The sequence below is a fragment of the Rhizobium sp. P2_G2 genome (assembly GCF_056403555.1).
The window spans coordinates 1-23,043 of sequence record NZ_JBFUFF010000102.1; the positions used below are offsets into that span (position 1 = coordinate 1).

Annotated in this window: 24 protein-coding genes and 1 pseudogene; 15 read left to right on the forward strand and 10 right to left on the reverse strand. The window is 60.6% G+C overall.

Annotated elements, in window-relative coordinates; all coding sequences use genetic code 11:
- Positions 1-92: 92 nt before the first annotated feature.
- Positions 93-602: a flavin reductase gene (locus AC1D06_RS35455; RefSeq protein ID WP_477876579.1), complete on the reverse strand. Its 510-nt coding sequence runs from the start codon at positions 600-602 to the stop codon at positions 93-95.
- A gap of 141 nt (positions 603-743) precedes the next feature.
- On the opposite strand from AC1D06_RS35455, the gene AC1D06_RS35460 reads away from it, so the two are divergent.
- From AC1D06_RS35460 to AC1D06_RS35510, 11 genes are all read left to right on the forward strand, one after another.
- Positions 744-1,817, forward strand: coding sequence for a branched-chain amino acid ABC transporter substrate-binding protein (locus AC1D06_RS35460; protein WP_477990417.1), 1,074 nt, complete (start codon positions 744-746; stop codon positions 1,815-1,817).
- Positions 1,818-1,885: 68 nt separating this feature from the next.
- Positions 1,886-2,887: a P1 family peptidase gene (locus AC1D06_RS35465; RefSeq protein ID WP_477990418.1), complete on the forward strand. Its 1,002-nt coding sequence runs from the start codon at positions 1,886-1,888 to the stop codon at positions 2,885-2,887.
- A gap of 89 nt (positions 2,888-2,976) precedes the next feature.
- Positions 2,977-3,483, forward strand: coding sequence for a hypothetical protein (locus AC1D06_RS35470; RefSeq protein ID WP_477876582.1), 507 nt, complete (start codon positions 2,977-2,979; stop codon positions 3,481-3,483).
- A gap of 195 nt (positions 3,484-3,678) precedes the next feature.
- On the forward strand, positions 3,679-4,080 hold the full coding sequence (locus AC1D06_RS35475; RefSeq protein WP_477876583.1) for a hypothetical protein: 402 nt from the start codon (positions 3,679-3,681) through the stop codon (positions 4,078-4,080).
- A gap of 99 nt (positions 4,081-4,179) precedes the next feature.
- Complete coding sequence (locus AC1D06_RS35480; RefSeq protein ID WP_477876584.1) at positions 4,180-4,647, forward strand: YaiI/YqxD family protein; 468 nt, start codon at positions 4,180-4,182, stop codon at positions 4,645-4,647.
- Positions 4,648-4,700: 53 nt separating this feature from the next.
- Entirely contained in the window at positions 4,701-5,078 is a 378-nt protein-coding gene (gene crcB, locus AC1D06_RS35485; protein ID WP_477876585.1) for a fluoride efflux transporter CrcB, read from the forward strand.
- 42 nt (positions 5,079-5,120) lie between these two features.
- Positions 5,121-6,116, forward strand: a complete 996-nt coding sequence (locus AC1D06_RS35490; protein WP_477990419.1) for an RluA family pseudouridine synthase — start codon at positions 5,121-5,123, stop codon at positions 6,114-6,116.
- A gap of 66 nt (positions 6,117-6,182) precedes the next feature.
- Positions 6,183-6,833, forward strand: coding sequence for an HAD-IA family hydrolase (locus tag AC1D06_RS35495; protein ID WP_477990420.1), 651 nt, complete (start codon positions 6,183-6,185; stop codon positions 6,831-6,833).
- An 8-nt stretch (positions 6,834-6,841) separates the two neighbouring features.
- Positions 6,842-7,624 carry an ATP12 family chaperone protein gene (locus tag AC1D06_RS35500; RefSeq protein WP_477990421.1) on the forward strand — a complete coding sequence of 261 codons (783 nt, stop codon included), beginning with the start codon at positions 6,842-6,844 and terminating at the stop codon, positions 7,622-7,624.
- Positions 7,625-7,705: 81 nt separating this feature from the next.
- Positions 7,706-8,899 carry a GH12 family glycosyl hydrolase domain-containing protein gene (locus tag AC1D06_RS35505; protein WP_477990422.1) on the forward strand — a complete coding sequence of 398 codons (1,194 nt, stop codon included), beginning with the start codon at positions 7,706-7,708 and terminating at the stop codon, positions 8,897-8,899.
- Between the two features lie 68 nt (positions 8,900-8,967).
- Positions 8,968-9,756, forward strand: coding sequence for a hypothetical protein (locus AC1D06_RS35510; RefSeq protein WP_477876590.1), 789 nt, complete (start codon positions 8,968-8,970; stop codon positions 9,754-9,756).
- 46 nt (positions 9,757-9,802) lie between these two features.
- Here AC1D06_RS35510 and fghA read toward each other — a convergent pair whose 3' ends face one another.
- The 6 genes from fghA to AC1D06_RS35540 form a co-directional block, all read right to left on the reverse strand.
- Complete coding sequence (gene fghA, locus AC1D06_RS35515; protein WP_477876738.1) at positions 9,803-10,639, reverse strand: S-formylglutathione hydrolase; 837 nt, start codon at positions 10,637-10,639, stop codon at positions 9,803-9,805.
- A gap of 14 nt (positions 10,640-10,653) precedes the next feature.
- Positions 10,654-11,712 (reverse strand): hypothetical protein, encoded by a 1,059-nt coding sequence (locus AC1D06_RS35520; RefSeq protein WP_477990423.1) that lies wholly within the window; start codon positions 11,710-11,712, stop codon positions 10,654-10,656.
- A complete protein-coding gene (locus tag AC1D06_RS35525) occupies positions 11,709-13,016 on the reverse strand; it encodes a replication-associated recombination protein A (RefSeq protein ID WP_477990424.1) in 1,308 nt (435 codons plus the stop codon). Before AC1D06_RS35525 ends, AC1D06_RS35520 begins: the two co-directional genes overlap by 4 nt.
- Positions 13,013-14,404 carry a DegQ family serine endoprotease gene (locus AC1D06_RS35530; protein WP_477990425.1) on the reverse strand — a complete coding sequence of 464 codons (1,392 nt, stop codon included), beginning with the start codon at positions 14,402-14,404 and terminating at the stop codon, positions 13,013-13,015. Before AC1D06_RS35530 ends, AC1D06_RS35525 begins: the two co-directional genes overlap by 4 nt.
- Positions 14,405-14,529: 125 nt before the next feature.
- Complete coding sequence (locus AC1D06_RS35535; protein WP_477990426.1) at positions 14,530-16,158, reverse strand: FMN-binding glutamate synthase family protein; 1,629 nt, start codon at positions 16,156-16,158, stop codon at positions 14,530-14,532.
- 82 nt (positions 16,159-16,240) lie between these two features.
- Positions 16,241-16,795 carry a cysteine hydrolase family protein gene (locus AC1D06_RS35540; RefSeq protein WP_477990427.1) on the reverse strand — a complete coding sequence of 185 codons (555 nt, stop codon included), beginning with the start codon at positions 16,793-16,795 and terminating at the stop codon, positions 16,241-16,243.
- Between the two features lie 421 nt (positions 16,796-17,216).
- Between AC1D06_RS35540 and AC1D06_RS35545 the strand changes: the two genes are divergently transcribed.
- On the forward strand, positions 17,217-17,582 hold the full coding sequence (locus tag AC1D06_RS35545) for a hypothetical protein (RefSeq protein WP_477990428.1): 366 nt from the start codon (positions 17,217-17,219) through the stop codon (positions 17,580-17,582).
- A gap of 22 nt (positions 17,583-17,604) precedes the next feature.
- Here AC1D06_RS35545 and AC1D06_RS35550 read toward each other — a convergent pair whose 3' ends face one another.
- The 3 genes from AC1D06_RS35550 to AC1D06_RS35560 all read right to left on the reverse strand — a co-directional run bounded on the left by AC1D06_RS35550 (position 17,605) and on the right by AC1D06_RS35560 (position 19,819).
- Positions 17,605-18,084 (reverse strand): hypothetical protein, encoded by a 480-nt coding sequence (locus AC1D06_RS35550; RefSeq protein WP_477876597.1) that lies wholly within the window; start codon positions 18,082-18,084, stop codon positions 17,605-17,607.
- A 463-nt stretch (positions 18,085-18,547) separates the two neighbouring features.
- Positions 18,548-19,117 (reverse strand): DUF2272 domain-containing protein, encoded by a 570-nt coding sequence (locus AC1D06_RS35555; RefSeq protein ID WP_477990429.1) that lies wholly within the window; start codon positions 19,115-19,117, stop codon positions 18,548-18,550.
- Positions 19,118-19,159: 42 nt separating this feature from the next.
- Complete coding sequence (locus AC1D06_RS35560) at positions 19,160-19,819, reverse strand: glycoside hydrolase family 25 protein (protein ID WP_477990430.1); 660 nt, start codon at positions 19,817-19,819, stop codon at positions 19,160-19,162.
- 390 nt (positions 19,820-20,209) lie between these two features.
- Here AC1D06_RS35560 and AC1D06_RS35565 point away from each other — a divergent pair, with 390 nt between their 5' ends.
- The 3 genes and pseudogenes from AC1D06_RS35565 to AC1D06_RS35575 form a co-directional block, all read left to right on the forward strand.
- The gene (locus AC1D06_RS35565) at positions 20,210-20,575 is read left to right on the forward strand and encodes a helix-turn-helix domain-containing protein (protein ID WP_477990431.1); all 366 of its coding nucleotides are present in this window, start codon (positions 20,210-20,212) and stop codon (positions 20,573-20,575) included.
- A complete protein-coding gene (locus AC1D06_RS35570) occupies positions 20,572-22,581 on the forward strand; it encodes a VIT domain-containing protein (protein ID WP_477990432.1) in 2,010 nt (669 codons plus the stop codon). Before AC1D06_RS35565 ends, AC1D06_RS35570 begins: the two co-directional genes overlap by 4 nt.
- A 258-nt stretch (positions 22,582-22,839) precedes the next feature.
- A pseudogene (locus AC1D06_RS35575) lies at positions 22,840-23,043 on the forward strand (hypothetical protein); the annotation flags it as partial.

Genomic DNA, 23,043 nt, shown 5'->3' on the forward strand with positions numbered 1-23,043 from the left:
CGGTATTTTCCTACCCGGATGACCGTTTCCGGGTCACGCAATAGGTTCATATCATCGACACTTGGTATTACCGGCATGCCGCTGAGATCGCGTCAGAGCGCCTGATACGACCGGTCCAGATAAACCAGCGCCGGGTGATTGCCGCCCATCCTCAATGCGGCCACCTCGCCGATCATGATCGTATGCGTCGCATGCGGGATCAGCTTGACGATTCGGCAGTCATAGGTAGCGATAGCGTCGGCGAGCGCCGGCGCACCGGTCACCAGCGTGTCCCAGTTGCCCTTGGCGAAGCGTTCGTCGGTCGAGAGTTTTTCCAGCCCGGAAAAGGCGTGGCTCAGCACCTGATGGTGCGACGACAGCGAATTGAGCGCGAAGATGCCGCTGTCGAAAAAAATCTTGTTCTTCTCATTGCCGTGGTTCAGGCAGACGAGCACGGTCGGCGGGCTGTCCGACACGGAGCAAGCAGCCGTGACCGCCACGCCGCGCCTTTGGCCGTTGAATGCAGTCGTGACCAGTTGCACATGGCCCGCATAGCGCGCCATGGCATCGCGATAGAGTTTGCCGTCGGCCACCGACAGTTCCGCCAGGTTTCGCTTCAACATGATTTCCCTATATAGGAGAAGGATTGAGAATTTCGAAAGCCGGAGCCGACAAATCAACGGTTATTTTTAACGCCGGCCGGCCTTTCGCCTTGCGGAAGCCCGTCCCGGGGTTACAAAGGGATGAAATCCGGAACTGCGCCCATGCCGAAACTCGCCGCTCTCTTATTCGCCGCCTCGCTGGCCCTGCCGCTGCCCGCTTTCGCCGCAGGCCCGAAGATTGCCGTCGTGGCGCCGCAGTCTGGCAATCTCGAAATCCTCGGCCGCCAGGTGATTGCCGGGGCGACGCTTGCGGCAAAGGACAAGGCCGAACTCGTCCTGATCGATGAGACTTGCGCCGACAATTCCGGACCGGACGTGGCGGCCAAGATCCGCCTCTCGGGTGCCACGATCGCCATCGGCTTCCTCTGCTCGCAATCGCTCGAAGGCGGCCTGCCGCTGCTCACCCAGGCGAATATCCCTGCGATTTCGCTCTCCGTGCGCGCCTCCATCCTGATGGAAGACTCGCTCAAGAAAGGCTGGCCGTTCTTCCGCCTTGCCCCCGGACCATCAGCCGAGCGGGGAAAACTGATAGAGGCGATCTTCCAGAACTGGAAGAACGAGCCTTTCGCCATCCTTGACGACGGCACGATCACCAGCCGCGAGACGGCGGAAACGGTGCGCGAAGCGCTTGAACAGAAAGGCATGAAGGCCACCCTGGTCGACAATTTCAGTCCGGCACAGGAAATGCAGACATTGCTCGTGCGGCGGCTTGCCAAGGCCGGCGTCACCCGTGTCTTCGCCGCCGCCGACCGCAGCGATATGGCGGTGATGGCCCATGATGCGCACGAGGCCGGGCTTAACCTGATCTTCCTTGGCGGTGATGCACTCAACGCCGCCGACCAGAACCTGCCACTCGAAAAGGGCGTGCTTGCCGTGACCCTGCCGGACGACCAGACGCTTGCCTCCGCCAAGCCGGTGGTCGATGCGCTCGCCAAGGACGGCAAGACTGCCGACGGCTATACGTTGCCGGCCTATGCGGCGGTCACCGTCGCGCTCGACGCCAACGAGATCGCCGCCGGCAGCGGCGCGTCGCTCGTCCAGGCGCTGGTGGACACACCGTTTCAGACAGTCATCGGCGAGATCAGCTTCACCAAGGCGCATGAACTGGCCACCAATCCTTTCGTGCTCCTGGAGTGGAATGGCGCGGAATTCGTCGCACCGACGGTGACGCAGTAGCTGCTCGTCAATATTTCTATTCCAACTTCCACCGCAAAACCGGCGCGATGCAGACGATGGCAATGATCATGAGGACCGGACCCAAGAATCTGATCACCGATGTCGTCGGCCTGCGCGTCGGCAATGTCGAGGATCGGCGGCTGAAGTCCGGCGTCACCGTTGTTATCGCCGACCGGCCCGCCGTCGGTGCCGTGCATGTCATGGGCGGGGCGCCGGGGACGCGTGAGACAGATCTGCTTGAACCGCACAACACTGTGCAGGCCATCGATGCCATCGTGCTTTCCGGTGGCTCGGCCTTCGGGCTCGACGCCGCCTCGGGCGTGCAGGCGGCGCTTCGGGAGATGGGCCGCGGCTTTGCCGTCGGGCCGGTGCGTGTGCCGATCGTGCCGGCCGCGATCCTCTTCGACCTGATCAATGGCGGTGACAAGGATTGGGGCCGCTATCCACCCTATCGCGAGATGGGCCACGCGGCGGCGCTTTCGGCTGCCGAGACCTTTTCGCTCGGCAGCCACGGCGCTGGTACTGGCGCACTGACGGCCGGGCTGAAAGGCGGGCTGGGTTCGGCCTCAACCGTGCTTGCCGATGGCACGACGGTGGGCGCGATTGTCGCCGTCAACGCGCTCGGCAGCGTTACCTGGGGCGAAGACCGCCGCTTCCGCGCCGCTGTCCACGAGATCGGCGACGAATTCGGCGGCCTTGGCCTGCCTTCCGTCCCGTCGGACGAGGCGCGGGCGATCCGTACCAAGCTCAATCTCGGCCAGCCGAAAGAGGCCAATACCACGATCGCGGTGATCGCCACCGACGCGGTGCTGACCAAGGCCGAGGCGAAGCGGCTGGCGGTCGCAGCCCATGATGGCTTTGCCCGGGCGATCTGGCCGTCGCATACCCCGATGGATGGCGATCTGATCTTTGCATTGTCGACGGGCGCTTCCAAGCGCACGCCCGACCCGGCTGGCGCGATCGACCTCTCGGCCGCGGCCGCAGCGACCATGGCGCGCGCCATAGCCCGTGCCGTCTATGCGGCCACAGCCGAACTCGGGGATGTCATGCCCGTCTGGAGAGACCGTTAGCAGCGCCTGTTAACATGGTGTAAAATGGATCGGCCTAGGATGCCGCCATCTGCCGCCCTCACCCCAGTTCGTCCGATCGGAGAGATTCGATGCGCCTGCCAACCGTTGCTGTCGCCCTGCTTGCGCTTGCCCTTCCTGCGTCAGCCATTGCCGATCCTGCGGGTACCTATGACCTGACAGGTCTGAACCCCGATAGCGGCGACACCTACAAAGGAACTGCGACCGTGACCCGCACCGGCGAGACCTACAGCGTCGTCTGGAAGATCGGCGATGACACGATTTCCGGCATTGGCATCGGTATCAGGCTGGTCGATGGCCGGGCAGTGCTCGGCCCTGCCAACGATGGCGATGTCGGCTTGTCCGTCTCCTACGAATCGGGCGACGACCATGGCATTGTCACCTATTTCGAACAGCCTGATGGCACATGGCATGGCACCTGGGCCTATAATGGCTGGCGACGCATCTCCACCGAGGACTGGACGCCGCGCGATCACAAGCCGGTCACCAAGGTCGAAAACCAGACCCTGACGACGGTCAAGTCGATCAATCGGCAGAAGTCGGCACCCGAGCCGCAACAAGTCGGCCCGAAGAACTGATCCTAACCACCTGCGATCCCGGCATAAATCCGCCTTTGGCCGTCGAAGACACCATCCGCGTAAGATTTTTCCGGCGAAACGCAAGAATCTCCCCAAGAAAGGTCAGTCTGATCCGTCTTACGCAGGTCGACAAGACGATGTATCAAAACCTCGGACGCGGGATCGGCTGTCGTCCGAGACAAACGGGAGAACATCATGCGCATTCGTACGATCATCGCCGCCGGCCTTCTGGCTCTGGCGCCCGCCCTGGCATGGGCGGACCCGACCGGCACCTTCAAGGTGCAGGGCGTCAATCCCGACAATGGCCAGCAGTATACCGGCACGGTGAAGGTGGTTCGCGAGGGCGAAACCTATGCGGTGGCGTGGAACATCGGCGGTCAGCAATTCGCCGGCACCGGCCTTGGCGCCAAATTCAACGGCAATCGTTTCGAAATGGGTCCCGCGAGCCCGGACGACACCGCGATCTCCGTCGGCTACATCTCCGGCAATTCGTTCGGCATGGCAATGTATTTCCTGCAGCCTGACGGCACCTGGCAGGGCGTCTGGACCTATGCTGGTTCGAAGAAAGCCTCGTCGGAAAACTGGCTGCCGAACTGAGCTTGCCGCTCGGCGGCAATTGCCACCTGCCAACATGCCGCCTAAGTTTGCCAACGGAGCAGTGACCCTGCTCCGTTTTTCTTTTGGGAATTCATCTCGATGTCTGACGCACCCACAAACGAAATCTATGTCGACGCCGATGCCTGCCCGGTCAAGGCGGAAATCCTCAAAGTGGCGGAGCGGCACGGCCTGCGCGTGACCTTCGTCGCCAATAGCGGGCTCAGACCGTCGCGCGATCCCATGGTTCGCAATGTCATCGTCTCCGCCGGCTTCGATGCGGCCGACAATTGGATCGCCGAGAATTGCGCTGAAAACGATATCGTCGTCACAGCGGACGTGCCACTGGCCTCGCGCTGCGTCGCCAGGGGCGCGCATGTGACCGGTCCGACCGGCCGGATTTTCGACCCGTCCAACATCGGCATGGCATCGGCGATGCGCGATCTCGGCCAGCATCTGCGCGAGACCGGCGAAAGCAAGGGCTACAACGCCGCCTTCTCCCAGCGCGACCGGTCCGCCTTCCTCGAAACCATGGAAAGACTCTGCCGGCGGGCGAAAGCGGTCGGCTGACGCAGAGTGCGGTCCGGCTTGACCGGCATAGTCTTCTATGCAAAGCCTCAGGCATGCTTAACATCGTCCTTGTCGCTATCGGCGGTGCCATCGGCTCCGTCGCCCGCTATCTCACCGGCATGTATTCCGCCCGCCTGCTCGGCACGGGTTTTCCCTGGGGCACACTGGCCGTCAATGTCGTCGGTTCGCTGGCCATCGGCATTTTCGCCGAACTGATCGGCCGGCGCTTCAGCGCACCCTTGGAATGGCGGCTCTTTATCATCACCGGCTTTCTCGGTGGCTTCACCACCTTCTCGGCCTTTTCGCTCGACGTCGCGACGCTGATCGACAATGGCAATCTGGCATTGGCGCTGACCTATGTTGCGCTTAGCATGCTGGTGTCGCTGTTTGCGGTTTTCGCGGGACTGGCAATGATGCGCGCTTTGCTCTAAAGCCTGCCCCAGAGCCTTTCATAGGCTGTACAGGAAGGCGATATGGCAGGCGTAGAACACAAACAAGTCGACGGCGACGAAGCTGGCATGCGGCTCGACCGCTGGTTCAAGGTGCATTACCCGGGGCTCGGCTTCGGTCCGCTGCAAAAACTGCTGCGTTCGGGCCAGATCCGCATCGACGGCGGCCGCGCCAAATCCGACAGTCGCGTCCAGTCCGGCCAGACGATCCGCATCCCCCCGATGAATATCGACGAGAAGCAAAGCGACAAGCCGCTGTCCGGCAAGGAGCTCTCGCATTCGAGCGATCACGAACTCTTGTCGCGCATGGTGCTTTACGAAGACAAGAAAGTTATCGTCCTCGACAAGCCGGCAGGCCTGCCGGTGCAGGGCGGTTCTGGGGTCCATCGCAATATAGACAAGATGCTGGAAGCCTGGACCAGCCCCAAGGGCGAAAAGCCCCGCCTCTGCCACCGCCTGGACCGCGAAACATCCGGCGTGCTGGTCGTGGCACGCACGCGTGGCGCAGCGCAAGCACTGACCGGCGCGTTCCGCGAACGCGACACGCACAAGGTCTACTGGGCGCTGGTGAAAGGCGTGCCACGCCCGGCCGAAGACAAGATCTCGACTTGGCTGGTCAAAGAACAGACGCCGGACGGCGATCGGGTACGCGTTGCCAAGCATGGCGAGGACGGCGCCGACCATGCCGTTTCATATTTTCGGGTGATCGAGCAAGCGGCCCAGAACCTCGCCTGGCTGGAAATGCAGCCCTATACGGGCCGTACCCATCAATTGCGCGTCCACGCCGCCCATATCGGCCATCCGATCATTGGCGATCCAAAATATTTCGAGGCCGAGCAGAGCTGGACCTTTCCGGGCGGCATGCAGAACCGGTTGCATCTGCATGCCCGCTTCATCGACATCCCGCATCCTGATGGAGGCAGGCTGAGGGTGACCGCGCCGCTGCCGCCGCACATGGTGCAGAGCTGGAATCTCTTGGGCTTCGACGAGGAAAGCGGCGGGGACTTTGAGAATGGGTAGTGAGGGGCACGGGCTTTGCGTGCTGATCGCACTCAACCGTCAAATCCTTGAAAGGCAGGACTGCTCTTGAAACTCGCCCTCTTCGATTGCGATGGCACGCTGGTCGACAGTGGCAAGCTGATCCACGAGGTGATGGTCCGCACCTTCGTTCACCACGACATGCCGCAACCGGACTACGCCGCGACCAAATCCATCATCGGCATATCCCTGGACTCCGCCATCGCCCGCCTCATGGGGCAGGACCATGTCGATCAGCGCGTCGCGGGCATAACCGCCCACTATAAGTCGATCTTCGGCACCGTACGCGCCGAACCCGGTTTCGAGGAGCCGCTGTTCGACGGTATCGCCGATGTGATGGCCACGCTTGTCACCCGCGAGGAACTGTTGCTGGGCGCCGTCACCGGCAAGTCACGCCGCGGCCTCGACCTGATCGTCGAGACCCACGGTTTCCAAAAATATTTCTTCGTCAGCCGTACCGCCGACGATTGCCCCTCCAAACCCCATCCGGCCATGGTGCTCGAATGCTGCCGCGAAACCGGCATCGATCCGGCTGATACGGTTGTCATCGGCGATGCGGTTTACGATATGATGATGGCAAAGGCGGCCGGCGCACGGGCGATCGGCGTATCCTGGGGCTATGGCGGTGTCGACGATCTGCTGGCCGCCGGCGCAGATGCGATCGTCCACAGACCCGCCGATATCCTCGCCCAAATCTGAGGTCGACCATGCGAGACATATTTTCCGAACTTTCCATCCCGCCGCTCTCCGACGCCGATCCGGTGCGCCGTGCGCAGATCCAGATGCGCCAGCCGCTGCCGAAGCGCTTTTATGAGGAAGTCTCGGTCACCGAGGCCGACGACGGTTTTGCCATCCGCCTCGATGGACGCACGGTCAAGACACCTGGAAAGCGGCAGTTGACAGTGCCGACACGCGCCGCAGCCGATCTGATCGCCTCGGAATGGCGCGACCAGGTCAACGAGATCAATCCTGCGACCATGCCGGTCACCCGGATGGCCAATACCGCGATCGACGGCATCGAGAATGAGATCGACGCGGTCTTCGACGATGTGGTGAAGTTCGCCGGCACCGATCTCCTCTGCTATCGCGCCGGTGGGCCGGCATCACTGGTCGAGGTGCAGGCCATGCATTGGGACCCGGTCCTCGCCTGGGCGGCGGAGGCAATTGGTGCCCGCTTCATCCTCGCCGAGGGTATTGTGCATCAGGAGCAGCCGCGGACGGCGATCGAAGCCTATGCGGGCGCGCTCGACAAGCATCGCACCGCGCTCAAGCTCGCCGCGCTGCATACGATCACTACGCTCACCGGCTCGGCATTGCTTGCGCTCGCCTTCGCCGCAGGCCGCCTGACCGCCTCCGAGGCCTGGAAGGCGGCGCATGTCGACGAGGACTGGAATATCTCACAATGGGGCGAGGATGCTGAAGCGCGTGCCCGCCGCGAGACAAGATGGCTGGAAATGCAGGCGGCCGCGGCGCTGTTTAACACGTTGTGATGTAAAATTTGACTTTTTCTGATATTCCAAAATAAGACGCCAGTTCTACTTTCGTATTTMAAGTGTGGGACTGGCGTTCAAATGACTTCAAAAGTGTTGTCTGGACATTTTGAAAAAAGCGACCAGCAGGGCGACTACATTGTCGTCAACAACGACTGGGGCAATGACGGCCGGTCCCATTCACAGACTATAACAATCGACGATACGAGCAATCTCAGCAGCGGCATTCACATGAGCTGGGATTGGGGCGCTGTCGGTCAGAAGGTACTCGCCTATCCGGAAGTCAGCGTTGGCTACAAGCCCTGGGATGCATCCGGTACCGGCACCAGCACGCTCAGCGCCAAGATCAGCGATATCCGGACATTCAACCTCACCCATGATCTGGCGATCAACGGCAGCACGAATGACTTCGACGTTGCATATGATTTGTGGTTAACCAACACGCCCCTGGGAAAACAGAATACCATCAACACAGAGCTGATGATCTGGACGCATCGAGGCGGCCCGGATGACTTTGGCACAGACCAGGCTACAGGAAATAGCGCTATCGTCGGTACGTACGAGCATAATGGCATTACCTTTGATCTCGTCAAATACGAGAACTTTAGCAGCAATGACGTGAACTGGCGCTATCTCGCCCTCGTGCCGCAAACCGACATTCCTGACGCCACGATCAATGTGCGCGATATTCTCACCGACCTGATCAACCGAGGTTACGTCTCCGAAAGCGATTATGTCACCGGCTTCGAACTCGGCGCCGAGATTGTCGGTGGCCAAGGCAGCCTCGACATCAACCACATGTCCTTCGGCCTCAGCCGCTACGGCGCAAACGACAGCAGCAACACGTTGACCGGCACGTCGGGTCGCGACCGTATATTCGGTTATGGCGGCCGCGATACGATCTCGGGAAAGGCCGGCGGCGACTGGCTGGTCGGTGGTCTGGGCCGGGATCAACTGACCGGCGGCGGCGGCAACGACACCTTCGTCTTCAACGATCTGAGCAAAGGCCTCGACAGGATCGTCGACTTCAAGCCCGGCGCCGACCACATCGCCGTCGATTCCGCCGTATTCACGGCCTTCGTCAAGGGAGACCTGCCGTCAACGGCGCTTGAGATCGGCGGCAGTTTAGATGCCGACTCGCAGCTTCTCTACAAGCAGGGCTCCGGCAAGCTTTATTATGACGGCGACGGTTCGGGCACGGCTCAGCAGACGCATCTCATAGCGGTGCTCGAAAACCACGCTGCGCTAAGTTCTTCCGATTTCTTAGTGCTGTGACCCCATATTAAGGCTTCACTAACCACAATTGATAAATCTAGAACAGGAGTGTTCTCTGGGGATTCGTGATGTTCGGCCTGCCGCTTCGTGCTTTTGTCATCCTGATGTTCGCGGTCGCTTTGACCGCTTGCGGCACGCGCCCGAAGCCGGCGCCGGAGGAGCTCCAGGTCTATGACATCCGCGGCGCTACCGTGGCGGCCAAGCCGGGAATCCCGGCGGCCCTGATCCGCGGCATCAAGATGCGCCTCGACCGCTCCATCCATGATACCGTTCGCCCGGACGCACTCGCGCCGGCGATCATGAATGTCGCGGTCACGGGCGTCACCACCATTCCGGGCTATGACGGCACGCGCACCGAAACGCAGGTGAGCGTCACGCTTGCCGATCCCTCGACGGGCCAGCCGATCTTCGGCAAGAGCTTCACGGTTTCGAGCTTCTCGATCAGCGATCGCGATGCCGCCGATCTCGCCGCCGAGGCGATCGTGGCGCGACTGCGCATCGAATATCAGCTCAGCCAGCCGGTCATCCAGCCGATACCAGCCAATGCACCTCGCATCTCCACCCGACTGGGCGACGACACGCTTGTGCCGATCGACAACAGGAAAGCGGATGTCATCCCGTTGAAACAGGCCCCGGTCGTCGGCGCTAATCAGGATCCCATCCTCAATTCCAAGACGACGGTCACCCCGGTCAAACAGCAGGTCACCATCGTCAAGAAGCAGCCCGTGGTCAGCAAACCGAAGCAGGTCGATCCGACCGTGGAGGATGGAGCCAAGGCCAAGGTCGTTTTCAAGGCGAAAACGACCAAGCCCGCGGCCGATGAACCCTGCGTCGAAACGATGGACAAGAAGTGCTGACCTATCGTCCGGCGAATAGAATTGGAAAAACCCGCTTCGGGCTTTTCTATTTCGCCAGCCGCTCCGCATGCCATTTCAAATGATCGTCCATGAAGGTCGAGATGAAATAGTAGGAATGGTCGTAATGTTCGTGGTTCCGCAGCGTCAATTTGATATCCGTGTCCTCGACCGCCTCTTCGAAGAGCCAGGGCCTGAGGCCGGTCTGCAGGAAGCCGTCGGCAAGGCCCTGGTCGATCAGGAATTCCGGAAAGCGTGCGCCGTCCTCGACCAGTGACACGGCATCATATTGCCGCCATGTCGACTGGTCTGCGCCGAGATATTTCTGCAAGGCCGGAGCCGACCAATCAGCCGTCGAGGGCTGGACGATCGGTGCGAAGGCCGAGCAACTCCTGAAACGATCCGGATGCTTGAGTGCAATCGTCATCGCACCATGACCACCCATGGAATGGCCGAAAATGCCCTGGCGGCCCATGTCGGCGTTGAAGTTCTCGCCGATCAGCTTCGGCAGTTCCTCGCTGACATAGCTGTACATCCGGTAATTCTCGGACCAGGGCGCCTGCGTGGCGTCGAGATAGAAGCCCGCACCCTTGCCCATCTGCCAGTTGCCGGCCTCGTCGGGGATATTGTCACCGCGCGGCGACGTATCCGGGCAGATGACGATCAGCCCGAGCTCAGCCGCAAGCCGCCGGTATTCACCCTTTTCCATGACATTGGCATGGGTGCAGGTGAGGCCCGACAAATACCAAAGTACGGGCAGATAACCGTCTTTCGCCCTTGGCGGCGCGAAGACCGCAAAGGTCATGTCGCAGCGGCAGGCCTCCGAGGCATGCGAATAAACACCTTGTACGCCGCCATGCGACGCGACTTCCGAAATCTTGCTCAGCAACATCACTCTCCCTATTCGGCCTTGTCGCTCTGGCCCTGCACCGCGGCGAACCAGTGGACATATTGTTCGTAGAGGCCCGGCTTCAGCCGGTCGGCGACGCGCGCCGCCACGTCGAAGACATTGATCAGATAGTCGTCCGGCTCCTTCAGCACGGCGCGGATCATGCCGAGTTCGCGCTCAAAACCGACATATTGCTGCGGCTGGTTTTCCGACTTGTGCAGCGTTCGCCCGAGGAAGATCACCACCGAGGCATAGAGCGACTTGATCCGGTCCAGTTCAGAGAGCCGCAGGGTCCGCCGGAAAGCCAGCACATAGCAATCAAGAAAGCGGAACAGATGTTCGAACGCCACCGCTTCGGGCGGCAGGCCGGCCTTTTCGTAGATGGAGCGGATCGAGGCCTCGATGCCTTCAGTCCAGCGCCAGCGGCCGACATCGTAGCGAAAACAGGTAGAAGAGTCGAAAGCAACCTTGCCGTTGCAGACCAGCGAATAGACCACGGCCCAGTCCATGTCGCCGGTGACGATCGGGTGGCCGATCAACAGCCGTATCAATTCCTGAAAGTCGTCGCGGCGAAGGTAGGAATAATAGAGCGTGTTGTCGCCGGCGACCTTCTGGCGATATTCATACATCCGGTCGGCCGCGGTCTGACCGTCGATGGTGAAGGAATGCGTGCGCAGCACCCCTTCGCCCACGGCAAACACCTGCGTCAACGGCCGGACCCCGATGAAATCCTCGCCGAGCGAGGCAAAGTCGAAATCCGGCTCGCCTGGCAGCGCCTCGACATAGTCGTCGTCGCCGATCGGCAGTATGAATTCGGTTTCCGCCTCATCCAAACAGGCAAGTACGTTCTCGATCGCGGTCGGGGCAAGTGGCGTGATATAGGTCACATGCTCCGGCAGATCGGAGAAATAGGCGATCTTCGCACCCTCGCCCGAATTGTCCGATATCACCAGGCGATAATTCTTGGCGGCGCTGAAACGGATAGCGCTTTCGAGTGGTCCCTTGGAGAGTGCCAGGGGCCGGTTGGAGGGGACGATGACGGTGACCAGGCTTTGGGGCCTCACATTCACGTACGGTTCCTTTCCTTGCGGAGATTGGCCCAGTAGGCGAGCCTCTTGTTGATCTCCCGTTCGAAGCCGCGATCCGGCGGCTTGTAGAATTGCCGGCGACCCATTTTTTCGGGAAAATAATCCTGACCGGAAAAGGCGTCAGGCTCGTCATGATCGTAGCGATAGCCGTCGCCATAGCCTTCATTGGACATGAGCTTGGTCGGCGCGTTGAGAATATGCTTGGGCGGCAAGAGCGAGCCATGGAATTTCGCCGCCTGGGTCGCCGCCTTGAAGGCAGTGTAGACCGCGTTCGACTTGGGCGCCGTGGCGAGATAGACGACGGCATTGGCAAATGCCAGTTCCCCCTCCGGCGAGCCGAGGAAGTCGTAGGCGTCCTTGGCGGCATTGGCGACGACCAGCGCCTGCGGGTCCGCCAGGCCGATATCCTCGATCGCCATCCGCACCAGCCGCCGGCCGAGGAACAGCGGATCCTCGCCCGCGTCGATCATCCGGGCGAAATAGTAGAGCGCAGCATCGGGATCGGAGCCGCGCACGGATTTGTGCAGCGCCGAGATCAGATTGTAGTGGCCGTCCTGCCCCTTGTCATAGATCGGCGCCCGGCGCTGCACGACCTGCAGGAGCTGCTCCGGCGCGAAAACCTCGCTCTCGCGGGCCGCACGCCAGGCCTCTTCCGCGAGGGTGAGCACTGCGCGCCCGTCACCGTCGGCAAGCGTGATCAGCAGCGCCCGTGCCTCGTCATCCAGCGGCAACGGCTTGCCCATTTCGATAACCGCACGATCGAGCAGTGCGGACAGGCTCTCTTCGTTATGCGGCTGGAAGGTGAGCACGCGGGCGCGTGAGAGCAGCGCGGCATTGAGTTCAAAGGACGGGTTTTCCGTCGTCGCGCCGACCAGAACGATCGTGCCATCCTCCATGACCGGCAGGAAACTATCCTGCTGGGCACGGTTGAAGCGATGGATTTCGTCGACAAACAGCAGCGTCTGCCGGCCCTGGGAACGACGCAATCGCGCCGCTTCGAACACTTTCTTGAGGTCGGCAACGCCGGAGAACACCGCCGAGATCTGCTCGAAATAGAGCTCGGTCTCGTTGGACAGGAGCCGTGCCACCGTGGTCTTGCCGGTGCCCGGCGGCCCCCAGAAAATCATCGAGCCGAGCGATTTCGACTCGATCATCCGGGTCAGCGCCCCGTCGGGACCGGTCAGATGCGGCTGGCCGCTCACCTCGGCCAGCGTCTTCGGTCGCAGGCGGTCGGCAAGCGGCCGCGATTGATCAGATTGGCTGGCGGGGGCGAAAAGTTCATTCATCGGATGAATTGCCTGATCCTCTGGCCGTCGCGTTCGATCTCGACGCGCCAGATTGTCGGACTGTCCTGGGTGATCTCGGCCAGGATCGCCGTCGTGGTGACATCCTTGCCGTTGATGTTGATGATGATGTCCTTCGGCGCAAAGCCGAGCCGGGCGGCAGGCGAACCGTCAGTGATCCTCTCGATGACCACGCCATGCGACTCGGTCGGCATTTCCAGCGCGTCGGCGACACGTGGCGAGAGGTTGGCAACCAGCGCGCCGGCAAACGGATTCTGGCCGTCGATCAGCCGCTCGTCCTTGGGCGTGCCTTCCGGTGCCTGATCAAGGGTCAGCGATGCCGTGCTCTCCGCGCCGTCGCGCAGGAACGTGATCTTTACCGTCGAGCCGATGCCGGCCGTTGTCAGGCGATAGGTGAGCGCATCCGGATGCTCGACCGGCCGGCCATTGACCGCCGTCACTACATCGCCAGCCTTGAGCCCTGCTTTGTCCGCCGGGCCGCCCTGCACGATCGACTGCACCAGCGCACCGCGGGCGATCTTCAGGCCCAGGGACTCGGCAATATCGGAGGTGACCGCATCGAAGGAGGCGCCGAGATAGGGCCGGATGAAGCCAGGCTGGCCGCCCATGGCAGAGGCGATGAACACTTTCACCAGGTTCACGGGGATGGCAAAGCCGATGCCGTTGGAGCCGCCATCGCGCGACACAATCGCCGTGTTGATGCCGATCAGCTCACCCTTCATGTCGATAAGCGCGCCGCCGGAATTGCCCGGATTGATCGAAGCGTCAGTCTGGATGAAATAGGAGAAATCGCCCTCGCCGATCTTGCTGCGCGCCAGTCCGGAGACGATGCCCGAGGTCACGGTCTGGCCGACGCCAAACGGATTGCCGATCGCAAGCACGAGATCGCCGACATCGACCGCATCGGAATCGCCGATCGGCATCGCTTCAAACGTTGTCTTGCCTGCCTCGATATGCAGGATGGCGAGATCGAGCCTGTGATCCTGGAATGTGACCTTGGCCGGGAATTCGCGTCCATCCGCGAGCGCGATGCGGATATGATCAGCGCCGTCGATCACATGGTAATTGGTGATCACCAGGCCGGATGCGTCGAAGATCACACCGGAACCCAGCGAACTCTGCTTCTCTGTACGGTTCGGCAGCTGCTGGCCGAAGAATTCGTCAAAGAAGGGATCGCCGGTCAGCGACGGTCGCTCCACCTGCTTGTCGGCAAAGACGTTGACAACGGTGTTGGCGGTCTGCTTGACCAAGGGCGCAAAGGAAAGCTGGATTTCCGCCTTGTCCTGCGGCACGACCTTGGTTTCTGCGAATACCGAGGACGCCGAAGCAATGAACACCAAAAACAGATACGCGCCGAACCGGATCAACATGTGATTCCTTCCTCTCCGAAATGACATTTTCTCACCAATCGAGCGGGCTTGGAAAGGGTTAAGTCCCAGTCAACCCCAATGATTGGCGATTTCATGTCGGCATACGGATGGCAACGCGGAAACATTCAGTTCGTTGCAGCGGCAAAACTGTCGGCGCGGGCGATCTCCCACGGAATCTTGAAGCGCACGTCAGATGTACCGCTCAGCAATTCACCCCGCACCAACGGCGGGTAGAGATGCGTGAAGGTCGTGACCTGACTGTGATTGATGCGCTTGTGGAAATGGAAGAGTTCGAATTCCTGGGGGTGGTTGATGCCGGCGCTTTCGACCACTTCAGCCAGCGCTTCCATCGTCTTGTTGTGGAATTGTTTCACGCGCTGCGCCTTGTCGGCCGGCACCAGCGCCCGCTGGCGATGCGGATCCTGCGTCGCAACGCCCACTGGGCACATATCCGTGTGGCAGGACTGGCTCTGGATGCAGCCGACCGCGAACATGAAGCCACGCGCCATGTTCACCCAATCGGCGCCGAGCGCCATCATCCGGGCAATGTCGAAGGCAGAGATCACCATGCCGGAACAGCCGAGCTTGATCCTGTCGCGCAGGCCTGCGCCAATCAGCGCATTGTGGACGAAGGTCAACCCTTCGCGCAGCGGCATGCCGATATGATCGATGAACTCCTGCGGCGCCGCCCCGGTGCCGCCTTCCTTGCCGTCGACGACGATGAAGTCCGGTGTTGTGCCGCTTTCCAGCATGGCTTTGACGATCGCCAGGAATTCATGCGCATGGCCAACGCAGAACTTGAAGCCCACCGGCTTGCCGCCGGAAAGCGCCCTGAGCTGGCGGATGAAGGCCATCATTTCGAGCGGCGTCGAAAAGGCCGAATGCGAGGCCGGCGAAATGCAATCCCGATCCATCGGAATGCCGCGGATCTTCGAAATCTCCTCGGTGATCTTGGCCTTCGGCAACACGCCGCCATGGCCGGGCTTGGCGCCCTGGCTGAGCTTGATCTCGATCATCTTCACCTGGTCGAGCGTCGCCGTCTCGGCAAACCGCTCCGGCGAGAAAGAGCCGTCGGGATGGCGACAGCCAAAGTAGCCCGAACCAATCTCCCAGGTAATATCGCCACCATGCTCGCGGTGATAGGGCGATAGACCGCCCTCGCCCGTATCATGGGCAAAGCCGCCGAGCTTGGCACCGTGGTTGAGCGAGCGGATGGCATTGGCAGACAGCGAGCCGAAGCTCATTGCCGAAATGTTCAACACCGAAGCGCTATAAGGTTTCTTGCAATCCGGCCCGCCGACGGTGATGCGGAAATTGTGGTTGGCGAGCCGGGTCGGCGCCAGCGAATGCGAAATCCATTCATAGCGCGGCTCATAGACATCATATTCGGTGCCGAACGGGCGCTTGTCGAGCTGGCCCTTGGCGCGCTGATAGGCGAGCGACCGCTTGTCGCGCGGAAACGGCCGGCCGTCCTTCTCGCCCTCGAAGAAATATTGCCGGATTTTCGGCCTCAGATCTTCCATGATGTAGCGGGTATGGCCTGCGATCGGATAGTTGCGCAACACCGCCCGCTTGGTCTGGGTGATGTCGTGCAGGCCGACGGCGGCGAGCGCCGCGAAGATCAGGAAGGGCGCGATCACGACCGTATAGGAGGCCTCGCCCGTGAGCAGCAGCGCCCCGAGGATGACCGTCACGACGAGAGAGAACGTCAGCGGCAGAAAACGCGGCGAGACGCTAAGCTTCAATGTTTCCACGGATTTCCCCCCATTATGACACGATCATTATAGGAGGGAGGACTAATCCTGCAATATTGCGCGAACGTGACAGCGCCAGGGCCTAGAACGCGATGGTGTATGACGCCTTGACGTCGACCATGTGCTCGCCCGCATCAAAACCGTCGAGCGTCTCGTTGTGATGGGCGATGATCTGTTCGAAAGACAGGCCGCCCCGATCGGCCGTCATGTGTCCATCAGACACTAACGTAACGTCATAACCCAGGGTAACTGCGCGCCGCGCCGTAGTATCGACGCAGAACTGGGTGGCGCACCCACCGATCACCAGATGGGTGACCGCGCGCTCCCTGAGCCTCTGGTCGAGATCGGTGTCGAAAAAGCTGTCGCTGGAACGCTTGTTGACGAGAACCTCTCCGTCGACCGGCGCGATCTCCGGCCTCAGTTCCCAGCCCGTCGTCCCCACTGCAATGCTCGACCCCGCCGGATCGTCATGCTGGACGACGATGACCGGAATGCCGGCGGCGCGTGCCTTGTCCTTGAGATCGGCAAGCCTGCCGACCACATGATCATAGGCGGCGTCGATCGCCGGCTTGCGCTCCGGCGCATGGCTGCCGAGAACACCCTTCTGGACATCGATAATCACAAGTGCTCTGCGCATGGCAGCCTCCCTATTGCGCCCGGCATCCCACCGCCGGGCAGTTGCCGGCGAAACCGCGCGCGTCCCACTGACAGGCCACGACGGATTCACCTGAATAGCGCACCGCCACACATCTCTTGTCGGCGCGGCAATCGGCTTCGTTGAGGTGCGTTCCGCAAATGCCGTCGCTTGGCTTCGTGCACCAGTCATCCGGTGACATGCCGCACGGATTACCCGCCCGCGCCGCCACAGCAGGAACGGCGAGCGCAAGCACAAATGCGAGCCGTATCAACTTCATCTGCGCAAATTACCGCACAGCGCCGTTAGTCGCAAGAGGTCCGGCGGCCAGCTCGGACGAGTTCGAAGACAGGCGAGATGTCCGGCGCATGTTTCCCTCCTCTGGTCCGTCTTAGTCTGAGACACAAGCGTCAGGAGGACATTCATGCGAGCAACACATTTTGCGCTGGCGGTTGCGATTGCGGGAATCGCCGGCAACGCTGTGGCGGGGACACTGCAGGACGGAGACTACGGCTGCACGATCGACAATTCATTCCTCGGCACCATCCAGATCGCCGGCAAGGTCTATCGCGGCCCAGCCTTTGACGGCAAATACGAGGGAGACTATTCCTATTCGGTCTCCGACCAAGGCACGATCGATTGGGGCGGCCCGCTGGGCGGCATTTCTGCCGGCGGCAACAAGATCGCCAGCACGGTCCTGACCGATGCCGGCAACGGCCGCCACGGCTTCGACATCACCATCCAGAATTCCGAAGGCAATTTCCAATCGATCAGCTGCTTGCCGCAATAAGCTGCCGAGCCCACCTAGCCATTCACGGCTTCGGCTGGACCGGCGCGCGGCTACCCAGCGCATCGGCGACGCAAGCGTCGACAGTGCTGACGCAGAGCCCGTTGATATGGGTGCTCGTATTGTTGTCGCCGGCGAAATCGATCTGCACAACCTTGCCGTCGACGAAGCGCACCTGCGTGTTGCAGAACCCCTCGGCGCCGGTGGCGGTCGCCCCGGTGACACCAGGAATCGGACCGACGCCCAGCGTGGTCATGCCGACATTGAGGCTGCCGCGCGAATAACTGCGCTGATAGGTCCAGATCTTCTCGTTCTTGGAGACGGCGACCCCCATGGTCGGAAAGCCGGCGCACATCCTCACATCCGCCTCGCTCATGCCGACCATGACCTTGCGGGCCTGATGCACGGTCTTGTCTTCCTTGATCAGGTGGGACGTATCGGGCGGCGTGGCGCAGGCGCCGATGCTCAGCAGACCGAACACCGCAAGATTTCGAAGTTTTGGCATCGCTCGGTCATCCCTCGCGTTGTTCGACGTCGTCAATTTTCCGGCTCTGGCCCGCGCTGCCGGCATGCCGGCGAGGCTCAAAAAGCAAAACAGCGCCCCTGGGGCTCGCCGGGTTAAGCCGCGAATCGGCTGATCGGTTCCGTGGAAAGGCGAAAATGACGCAGTGCAAAAGCGTGCGTGGCTGATAGGGAGACGCGGTTGAGGTGGAGTTCGGTTGAGATCCCATTGGCGGGGGAGAATACCGCCGAACTCTTTGCCGCTTCAGATGCAAAGTTTTCCCGGGCGTGGGTGTAGCGCCTTTGATCGGGGCAGAATCGCAGCGGCAACGGTCGACCCAGACAATAACCCGAAAATCGGCAAGGACGGTTTGTTGCCCGTTTGCCCAACTCGCCGACTTCCCTCGGACCACGGACGAGGGATCGCCAATACCGCGCGGTCGTCATTCCTCGCCGTGGGGCAGTGCTCACATGCGATCTTCGATAATGCCTATGAATGGCAAGTGGTTACGCTGGGGGATTAACCCGTTCTTCAAATAGATGATCTTCTCGCGGACTGAATCGCCTTCATTGCCGCCCACCGTCAGGATGTACTCTCCGGTGTGGTCGTGACCGCGTTCAATCACGATCGCGGAGTGCGAGTGATAGTCGTCGTGCTGACGGGCGTATGCAAAATCGTAGGAATGGCCGGGCTGATTGTCCACGACAATATCGCCGAGCTGAGGCGAGTAGATCTCGATCGGGTGGCCACGAAATGAACCTGTATCTTGGTCGGCATTGTGGATCGCCCAGTTCATGAAGATGGCGTGCCGTTCGGCAAATTTGAAATCGTGTTTGGTCGCTCCCGCCTTCAAGAGGTTCCACGAAACGAACACCGCGGACCACTGCTCCTGGACGCCTGGGAAATGGTATCCCAAATCTATCCAATAACGCCTGATTTGAGGTGCGAGGGTGTCATCCCCCTCGCTGTGCAGGTGATATGTCTGGAATTGCTCTTCCGCGATTTTCGCGAGTTTCATCGTGAATGCACTCGGCATTTCTCATCTCCGTTCAAAGATCGCAATTGCAATGCAGAAGCTTCAGCTCGCCCAGATCGCTCTCAGTTGCTGCTCGCTGCCGTCGAACACCGAGCGGTCCCAGGAACCAAAACCGTCGATGGGTTTCGGGTTGTGATGCGGCTTTCCGTCGGTGTATTGCCAAAGCGTCCAATTGTTCCACGACCTCTGGATCTTCAGCTTCGGTTCGTTGACATAACCGGCCGCCCAGAGTTTGCATTGGGCGAACTTGGCGTTGGTCTTGTTGCCGAGAATGTCGCGGACGGTGCTGCCGGAATAGAAGAACGGGAAACGCCCCAGGTGCTGATGCACCGCATCGATGAAATCTTCCGCGTCCGCTACGGACATGGTCAATTCTACTTCGGGCTTGTCCTTGTGGTGATATCCCTCGAAATCGAGTGACAGGAACACATTCTTGGGATCGCCGATCCGATCGAGAAAGTATTTCGCCTGCTGGGCGCCGGTGCCGCTGTCTTCGCGATTTTCGGCGAAGTGATAAGCCCCCCACAGAAGCCCGGCTTGCTCTGCCGCCGCTCGCCTCTGGTCGTATTTCGAATCCTTGAAATGGCTGCCCTGCGTGGCCTTGTGCATCACGGCGACGATGCCTGCGGCTTTCAAGGCATTGAAGTCGATTTCGGCGCTTTGATGATGCGAGATGTCGACGATGGCGTCCAGACGAGACATGTTCTTCCCTCCAAAGCGCTCCACCTCTGAGCGCAATGGAATTACGTTTTCGCGTCTATGCTTTATTCATAGTGGATGGAAATAATTCTTAACTACACCCGGTTTGACAGCGTTGCTCTTTCAGGAATTGACAAAGGTTAAAACTGCGCGACCGAATGTTGAAGAGTCTGAATTGGCTTCACCAGCGTCGCGCGACACCTTACCCTGGCGCGCCCCGCCCCACGCGAAGTCAAGCCCCTTCCCTAATCAAGGCGCGTGTTGGGCATCATAAAATAGGCAGGCAAATTCAGATACATACGTTTATTTGACACTAAGACTGTCGTTTTAACTTGAACACGGTCGCCTTAAATGACATATGAACTGTCATAAAAGATTTGATTGGATAGGGCGATGAACCTTAGGGAACTCGCGGAAGCCAGTGGCACGCCGGAGCGCAATATCCGCTTTCTCATCTCGCAGGGCATCGTCCCTGCGCCGGATGGATCGCGGAAATTCGCTTCGTATGGCGACGAGCACGTCAGAGCGCTCGCCGTCTATTCCGAAGCGAAGGCGGAAGGTCTGTCGCTCGAGGCAATAAAGCGACGGATCGATGCCATAAGGCGCGGCGGCCCTATCGAGCGAGAAGTTGCTCCCGGTGTGGTCGTCAAGGTTGATCCGGAGGCCGTGCCTGATGTCGAGGAACTGTTCGTCGCCATTCAGTCCGTCGTCGAGGAAATGCAACAGCGCCGCGCGCGCCGGGAAGGAGAACTGACATGAGAACAGCCATCCGCGAGACCGAAGAAATGCTTCAGGCCTTCGTCCAGAGAGGAACCCCACCCGTACCACTCAAAGCCATCACCTATGACGTAGAGATCGTGTCTGCACTGGCAGTCGTTACCCAGAAGCGTGTCTTCAGAAACGAAGAGACAATCCCGATCGAGGCGACAATGACATTCCCGGTCGGTTACGATGCCGTGGTCGTATCGGTCAAAGCCATTGTCGACGGCCGCAGGCTCGTTGGCATCGCTAAGGCCAAACAGCAGGCACGCGCGACATATGAGAAGGCGCTCGACGACGGCAAGGCGGCCGTGCTGCACGAGGAGTTGCTGCGCGGATTGCACATGATATCCGTTGGCAATGTCGCCCCAGGGGCTGAGATTGTCGTCGAGACCGTGTCCGTCGCCCCCTTGCAGATCGTCAGCGGCAAGGGCCGATTGCGTATTCCACTCACCGTAGGCGCAGTCTACGGCGCTTCGCCGTTTCTGCCCTCCGACGATCTCGTCACGCGGAGCGAAGTTTTCGACGCAGGCATCACCGTCAACGGCGCAAGCGAGGTCACCGTCAACGGCCATCCGCTGGCCGACGTAAAGTCGGTCAAGACCTCTTATGTCATCGACATCGAAGTAGGCATTCCCGCGTTTCACCCTGTGACCGCAAAGACTGCCCAGGGCGAATATGCGACGATCACGTTCGTGGCTTCCAAGGCCGGCCTCTCGGACCTTGCCGTGAAGCTGCTTCTTGACGCTTCGGGATCGATGAGGACGTCCCACTCCGGCGGCAAGTCCAATTGGACTGCTATGTGCGAGGGTCTGATCACTGCGCTCAGAGGCTCCGACATCCGATCCAGTGACAGTTTCGAATTCTGGACGTTCTCCAATCGAACCACCTCTGGCGGAAGGGCCAAGGGTCGCGCAGCGAGCGACCTCGTACCACATCTGCCCATGGAAGGTGGGGGCACGCGCATTGGCGAGGCCGTGCATAATGTCGCCAGCAAAGACTCCAATGTGCTGCTCGTCACCGATGGGCGTTCTTACGATCCGATTGACTTCGATTTCGTCAAACAGACAGGTAGCCGGTTCACCGTTGTGCTGATTGGCAGCTCTTCGCTCGATGCCAAGGTCGCGCAGCTCGCAGCAGTGTCCGGCGGACAGCTCTTTATCACGCCGGAACCCGGTGACGTTGCGGGCACCGTCGCCGCAGCGCTAGCGACGATGCGTGGCTCTGCCTCGCCCATCCGCATGCGGTCGTCGAGGACCGAGGCCCTGTCGCGCACGGTTGGCGGCCTGGACATTGTGCTGTCCTATTCGGACAGCCCAACACTGGGCACCTTCGACCATCCCGCCGCTGCAGCCTATGCCGCCTGGCTCGGCGTCCAGACACTCGACGAAGCGACCGCTGCTCAGCTCGCCGAGAAGGAAGGCATCGCCACTCACCTGACCTCGATCGTGCTGGTTGACGAGCAAGGCGAGACACTGGACGAGGTCGCCGTCACCCGAAAGATCGCCCTGTCGAATCCCGTTGAATGTGGCGGTCGCGTTCCAGAGCGGGCAATGCTCGCCCGTCCAGCGCCAGGCGCCGCACTAAGGGCAAGTTACGGCAGGGCTCGTGGAAAATATCCTCTCGACAAATCGGCCGTCAACAACGGCCCCCTAGGTTTGCCAAAGCACCTGTTTGAGGAACCTGGGCCGGACGAGGCCTACCTCTACGATCTTGCGGACGAGCCCATTGAGCAGGATTTGATTGATTGGAACAGGGTAGCCGAGGACATCAACCTGGGCCGCCAACCCGAAGCGCTTCTAGACCTGATCGCCACGCTTTCCGGCAGGAGCGAGATCAAGGCATTGGCTGAGGCTTGCGGCATCCCGGAATGGAAGGTCGTCGTGGCTGTTGCAGCGACCCGCGAGGAGAGCGTTAATAGGACGGCGCGACGCCTGTGGAGAAGACTCCTCGGGGTGGTCGACGAAGCGTTGTTGTCCGCCGCAAAGGCCTGCCTGCCGGCCTGAGACGCGGAGGAAAGATAGACGGGGAGCGCCTGCCCGCTCCCTTTCTATGTGCACCCGGCCAAGTTGGGCTTCCACGAACGGACATCAGAGCTTTTGGAAAGGCTGCCAGAGCAACGCGCAGTGATATGAGAAATGGCTGGATCGCATTGCATGAAGTGCAATATACGCCATTAGAAATCGGTCAAGTCGTCAAGCATACGTTGCAGTTCTGCGAGAACGCGATAACATGCCATGGCGTCTGGGGAGGCGACCTTGTTTGTGCGTTCAGTCATTATTGGATTGTTCATTGCAATTGCTGCAATCAGTGACGCCTTTGCCAACATTACGATCGAGCGCATCCCAATTATTCAAGACAGTCCTCCCGTGCTCCTGATCAAAGGCGAGTTCGAACTTTCCGATGACCCCAGCGCGCTCGCCCGAGAAGCAGCTGCGACCGGGGCCAAAGTCGTGACATTCAACAGC

Bases quoted from the DNA above. Each gene is read 5' to 3' on its own strand.
- AC1D06_RS35455 (WP_477876579.1), bottom strand. From the start codon at position 602: ATGTTGAAGCGAAACCTGGCGGAACTGTCGGTGGCCGACGGCAAACTC.
- AC1D06_RS35460 (WP_477990417.1), top strand. From the start codon at position 744: ATGCCGAAACTCGCCGCTCTCTTATTCGCCGCCTCGCTGGCCCTGCCG.
- AC1D06_RS35465 (WP_477990418.1), top strand. From the start codon at position 1,886: ATGAGGACCGGACCCAAGAATCTGATCACCGATGTCGTCGGCCTGCGC.
- AC1D06_RS35470 (WP_477876582.1), top strand. From the start codon at position 2,977: ATGCGCCTGCCAACCGTTGCTGTCGCCCTGCTTGCGCTTGCCCTTCCT.
- AC1D06_RS35475 (WP_477876583.1), top strand. From the start codon at position 3,679: ATGCGCATTCGTACGATCATCGCCGCCGGCCTTCTGGCTCTGGCGCCC.
- AC1D06_RS35480 (WP_477876584.1), top strand. From the start codon at position 4,180: ATGTCTGACGCACCCACAAACGAAATCTATGTCGACGCCGATGCCTGC.
- crcB (WP_477876585.1), top strand. From the start codon at position 4,701: ATGCTTAACATCGTCCTTGTCGCTATCGGCGGTGCCATCGGCTCCGTC.
- AC1D06_RS35490 (WP_477990419.1), top strand. From the start codon at position 5,121: ATGGCAGGCGTAGAACACAAACAAGTCGACGGCGACGAAGCTGGCATG.
- AC1D06_RS35500 (WP_477990421.1), top strand. From the start codon at position 6,842: ATGCGAGACATATTTTCCGAACTTTCCATCCCGCCGCTCTCCGACGCC.
- AC1D06_RS35505 (WP_477990422.1), top strand. From the start codon at position 7,706: ATGACTTCAAAAGTGTTGTCTGGACATTTTGAAAAAAGCGACCAGCAG.
- AC1D06_RS35510 (WP_477876590.1), top strand. From the start codon at position 8,968: ATGTTCGGCCTGCCGCTTCGTGCTTTTGTCATCCTGATGTTCGCGGTC.
- AC1D06_RS35525 (WP_477990424.1), bottom strand. From the start codon at position 13,016: ATGAATGAACTTTTCGCCCCCGCCAGCCAATCTGATCAATCGCGGCCG.
- AC1D06_RS35530 (WP_477990425.1), bottom strand. From the start codon at position 14,404: ATGTTGATCCGGTTCGGCGCGTATCTGTTTTTGGTGTTCATTGCTTCG.
- AC1D06_RS35540 (WP_477990427.1), bottom strand. From the start codon at position 16,795: ATGCGCAGAGCACTTGTGATTATCGATGTCCAGAAGGGTGTTCTCGGC.
- AC1D06_RS35545 (WP_477990428.1), top strand. From the start codon at position 17,217: ATGCGAGCAACACATTTTGCGCTGGCGGTTGCGATTGCGGGAATCGCC.
- AC1D06_RS35550 (WP_477876597.1), bottom strand. From the start codon at position 18,084: ATGCCAAAACTTCGAAATCTTGCGGTGTTCGGTCTGCTGAGCATCGGC.
- AC1D06_RS35555 (WP_477990429.1), bottom strand. From the start codon at position 19,117: ATGCCGAGTGCATTCACGATGAAACTCGCGAAAATCGCGGAAGAGCAA.
- AC1D06_RS35560 (WP_477990430.1), bottom strand. From the start codon at position 19,819: ATGTCTCGTCTGGACGCCATCGTCGACATCTCGCATCATCAAAGCGCC.
- AC1D06_RS35565 (WP_477990431.1), top strand. From the start codon at position 20,210: ATGAACCTTAGGGAACTCGCGGAAGCCAGTGGCACGCCGGAGCGCAAT.
- AC1D06_RS35570 (WP_477990432.1), top strand. From the start codon at position 20,572: ATGAGAACAGCCATCCGCGAGACCGAAGAAATGCTTCAGGCCTTCGTC.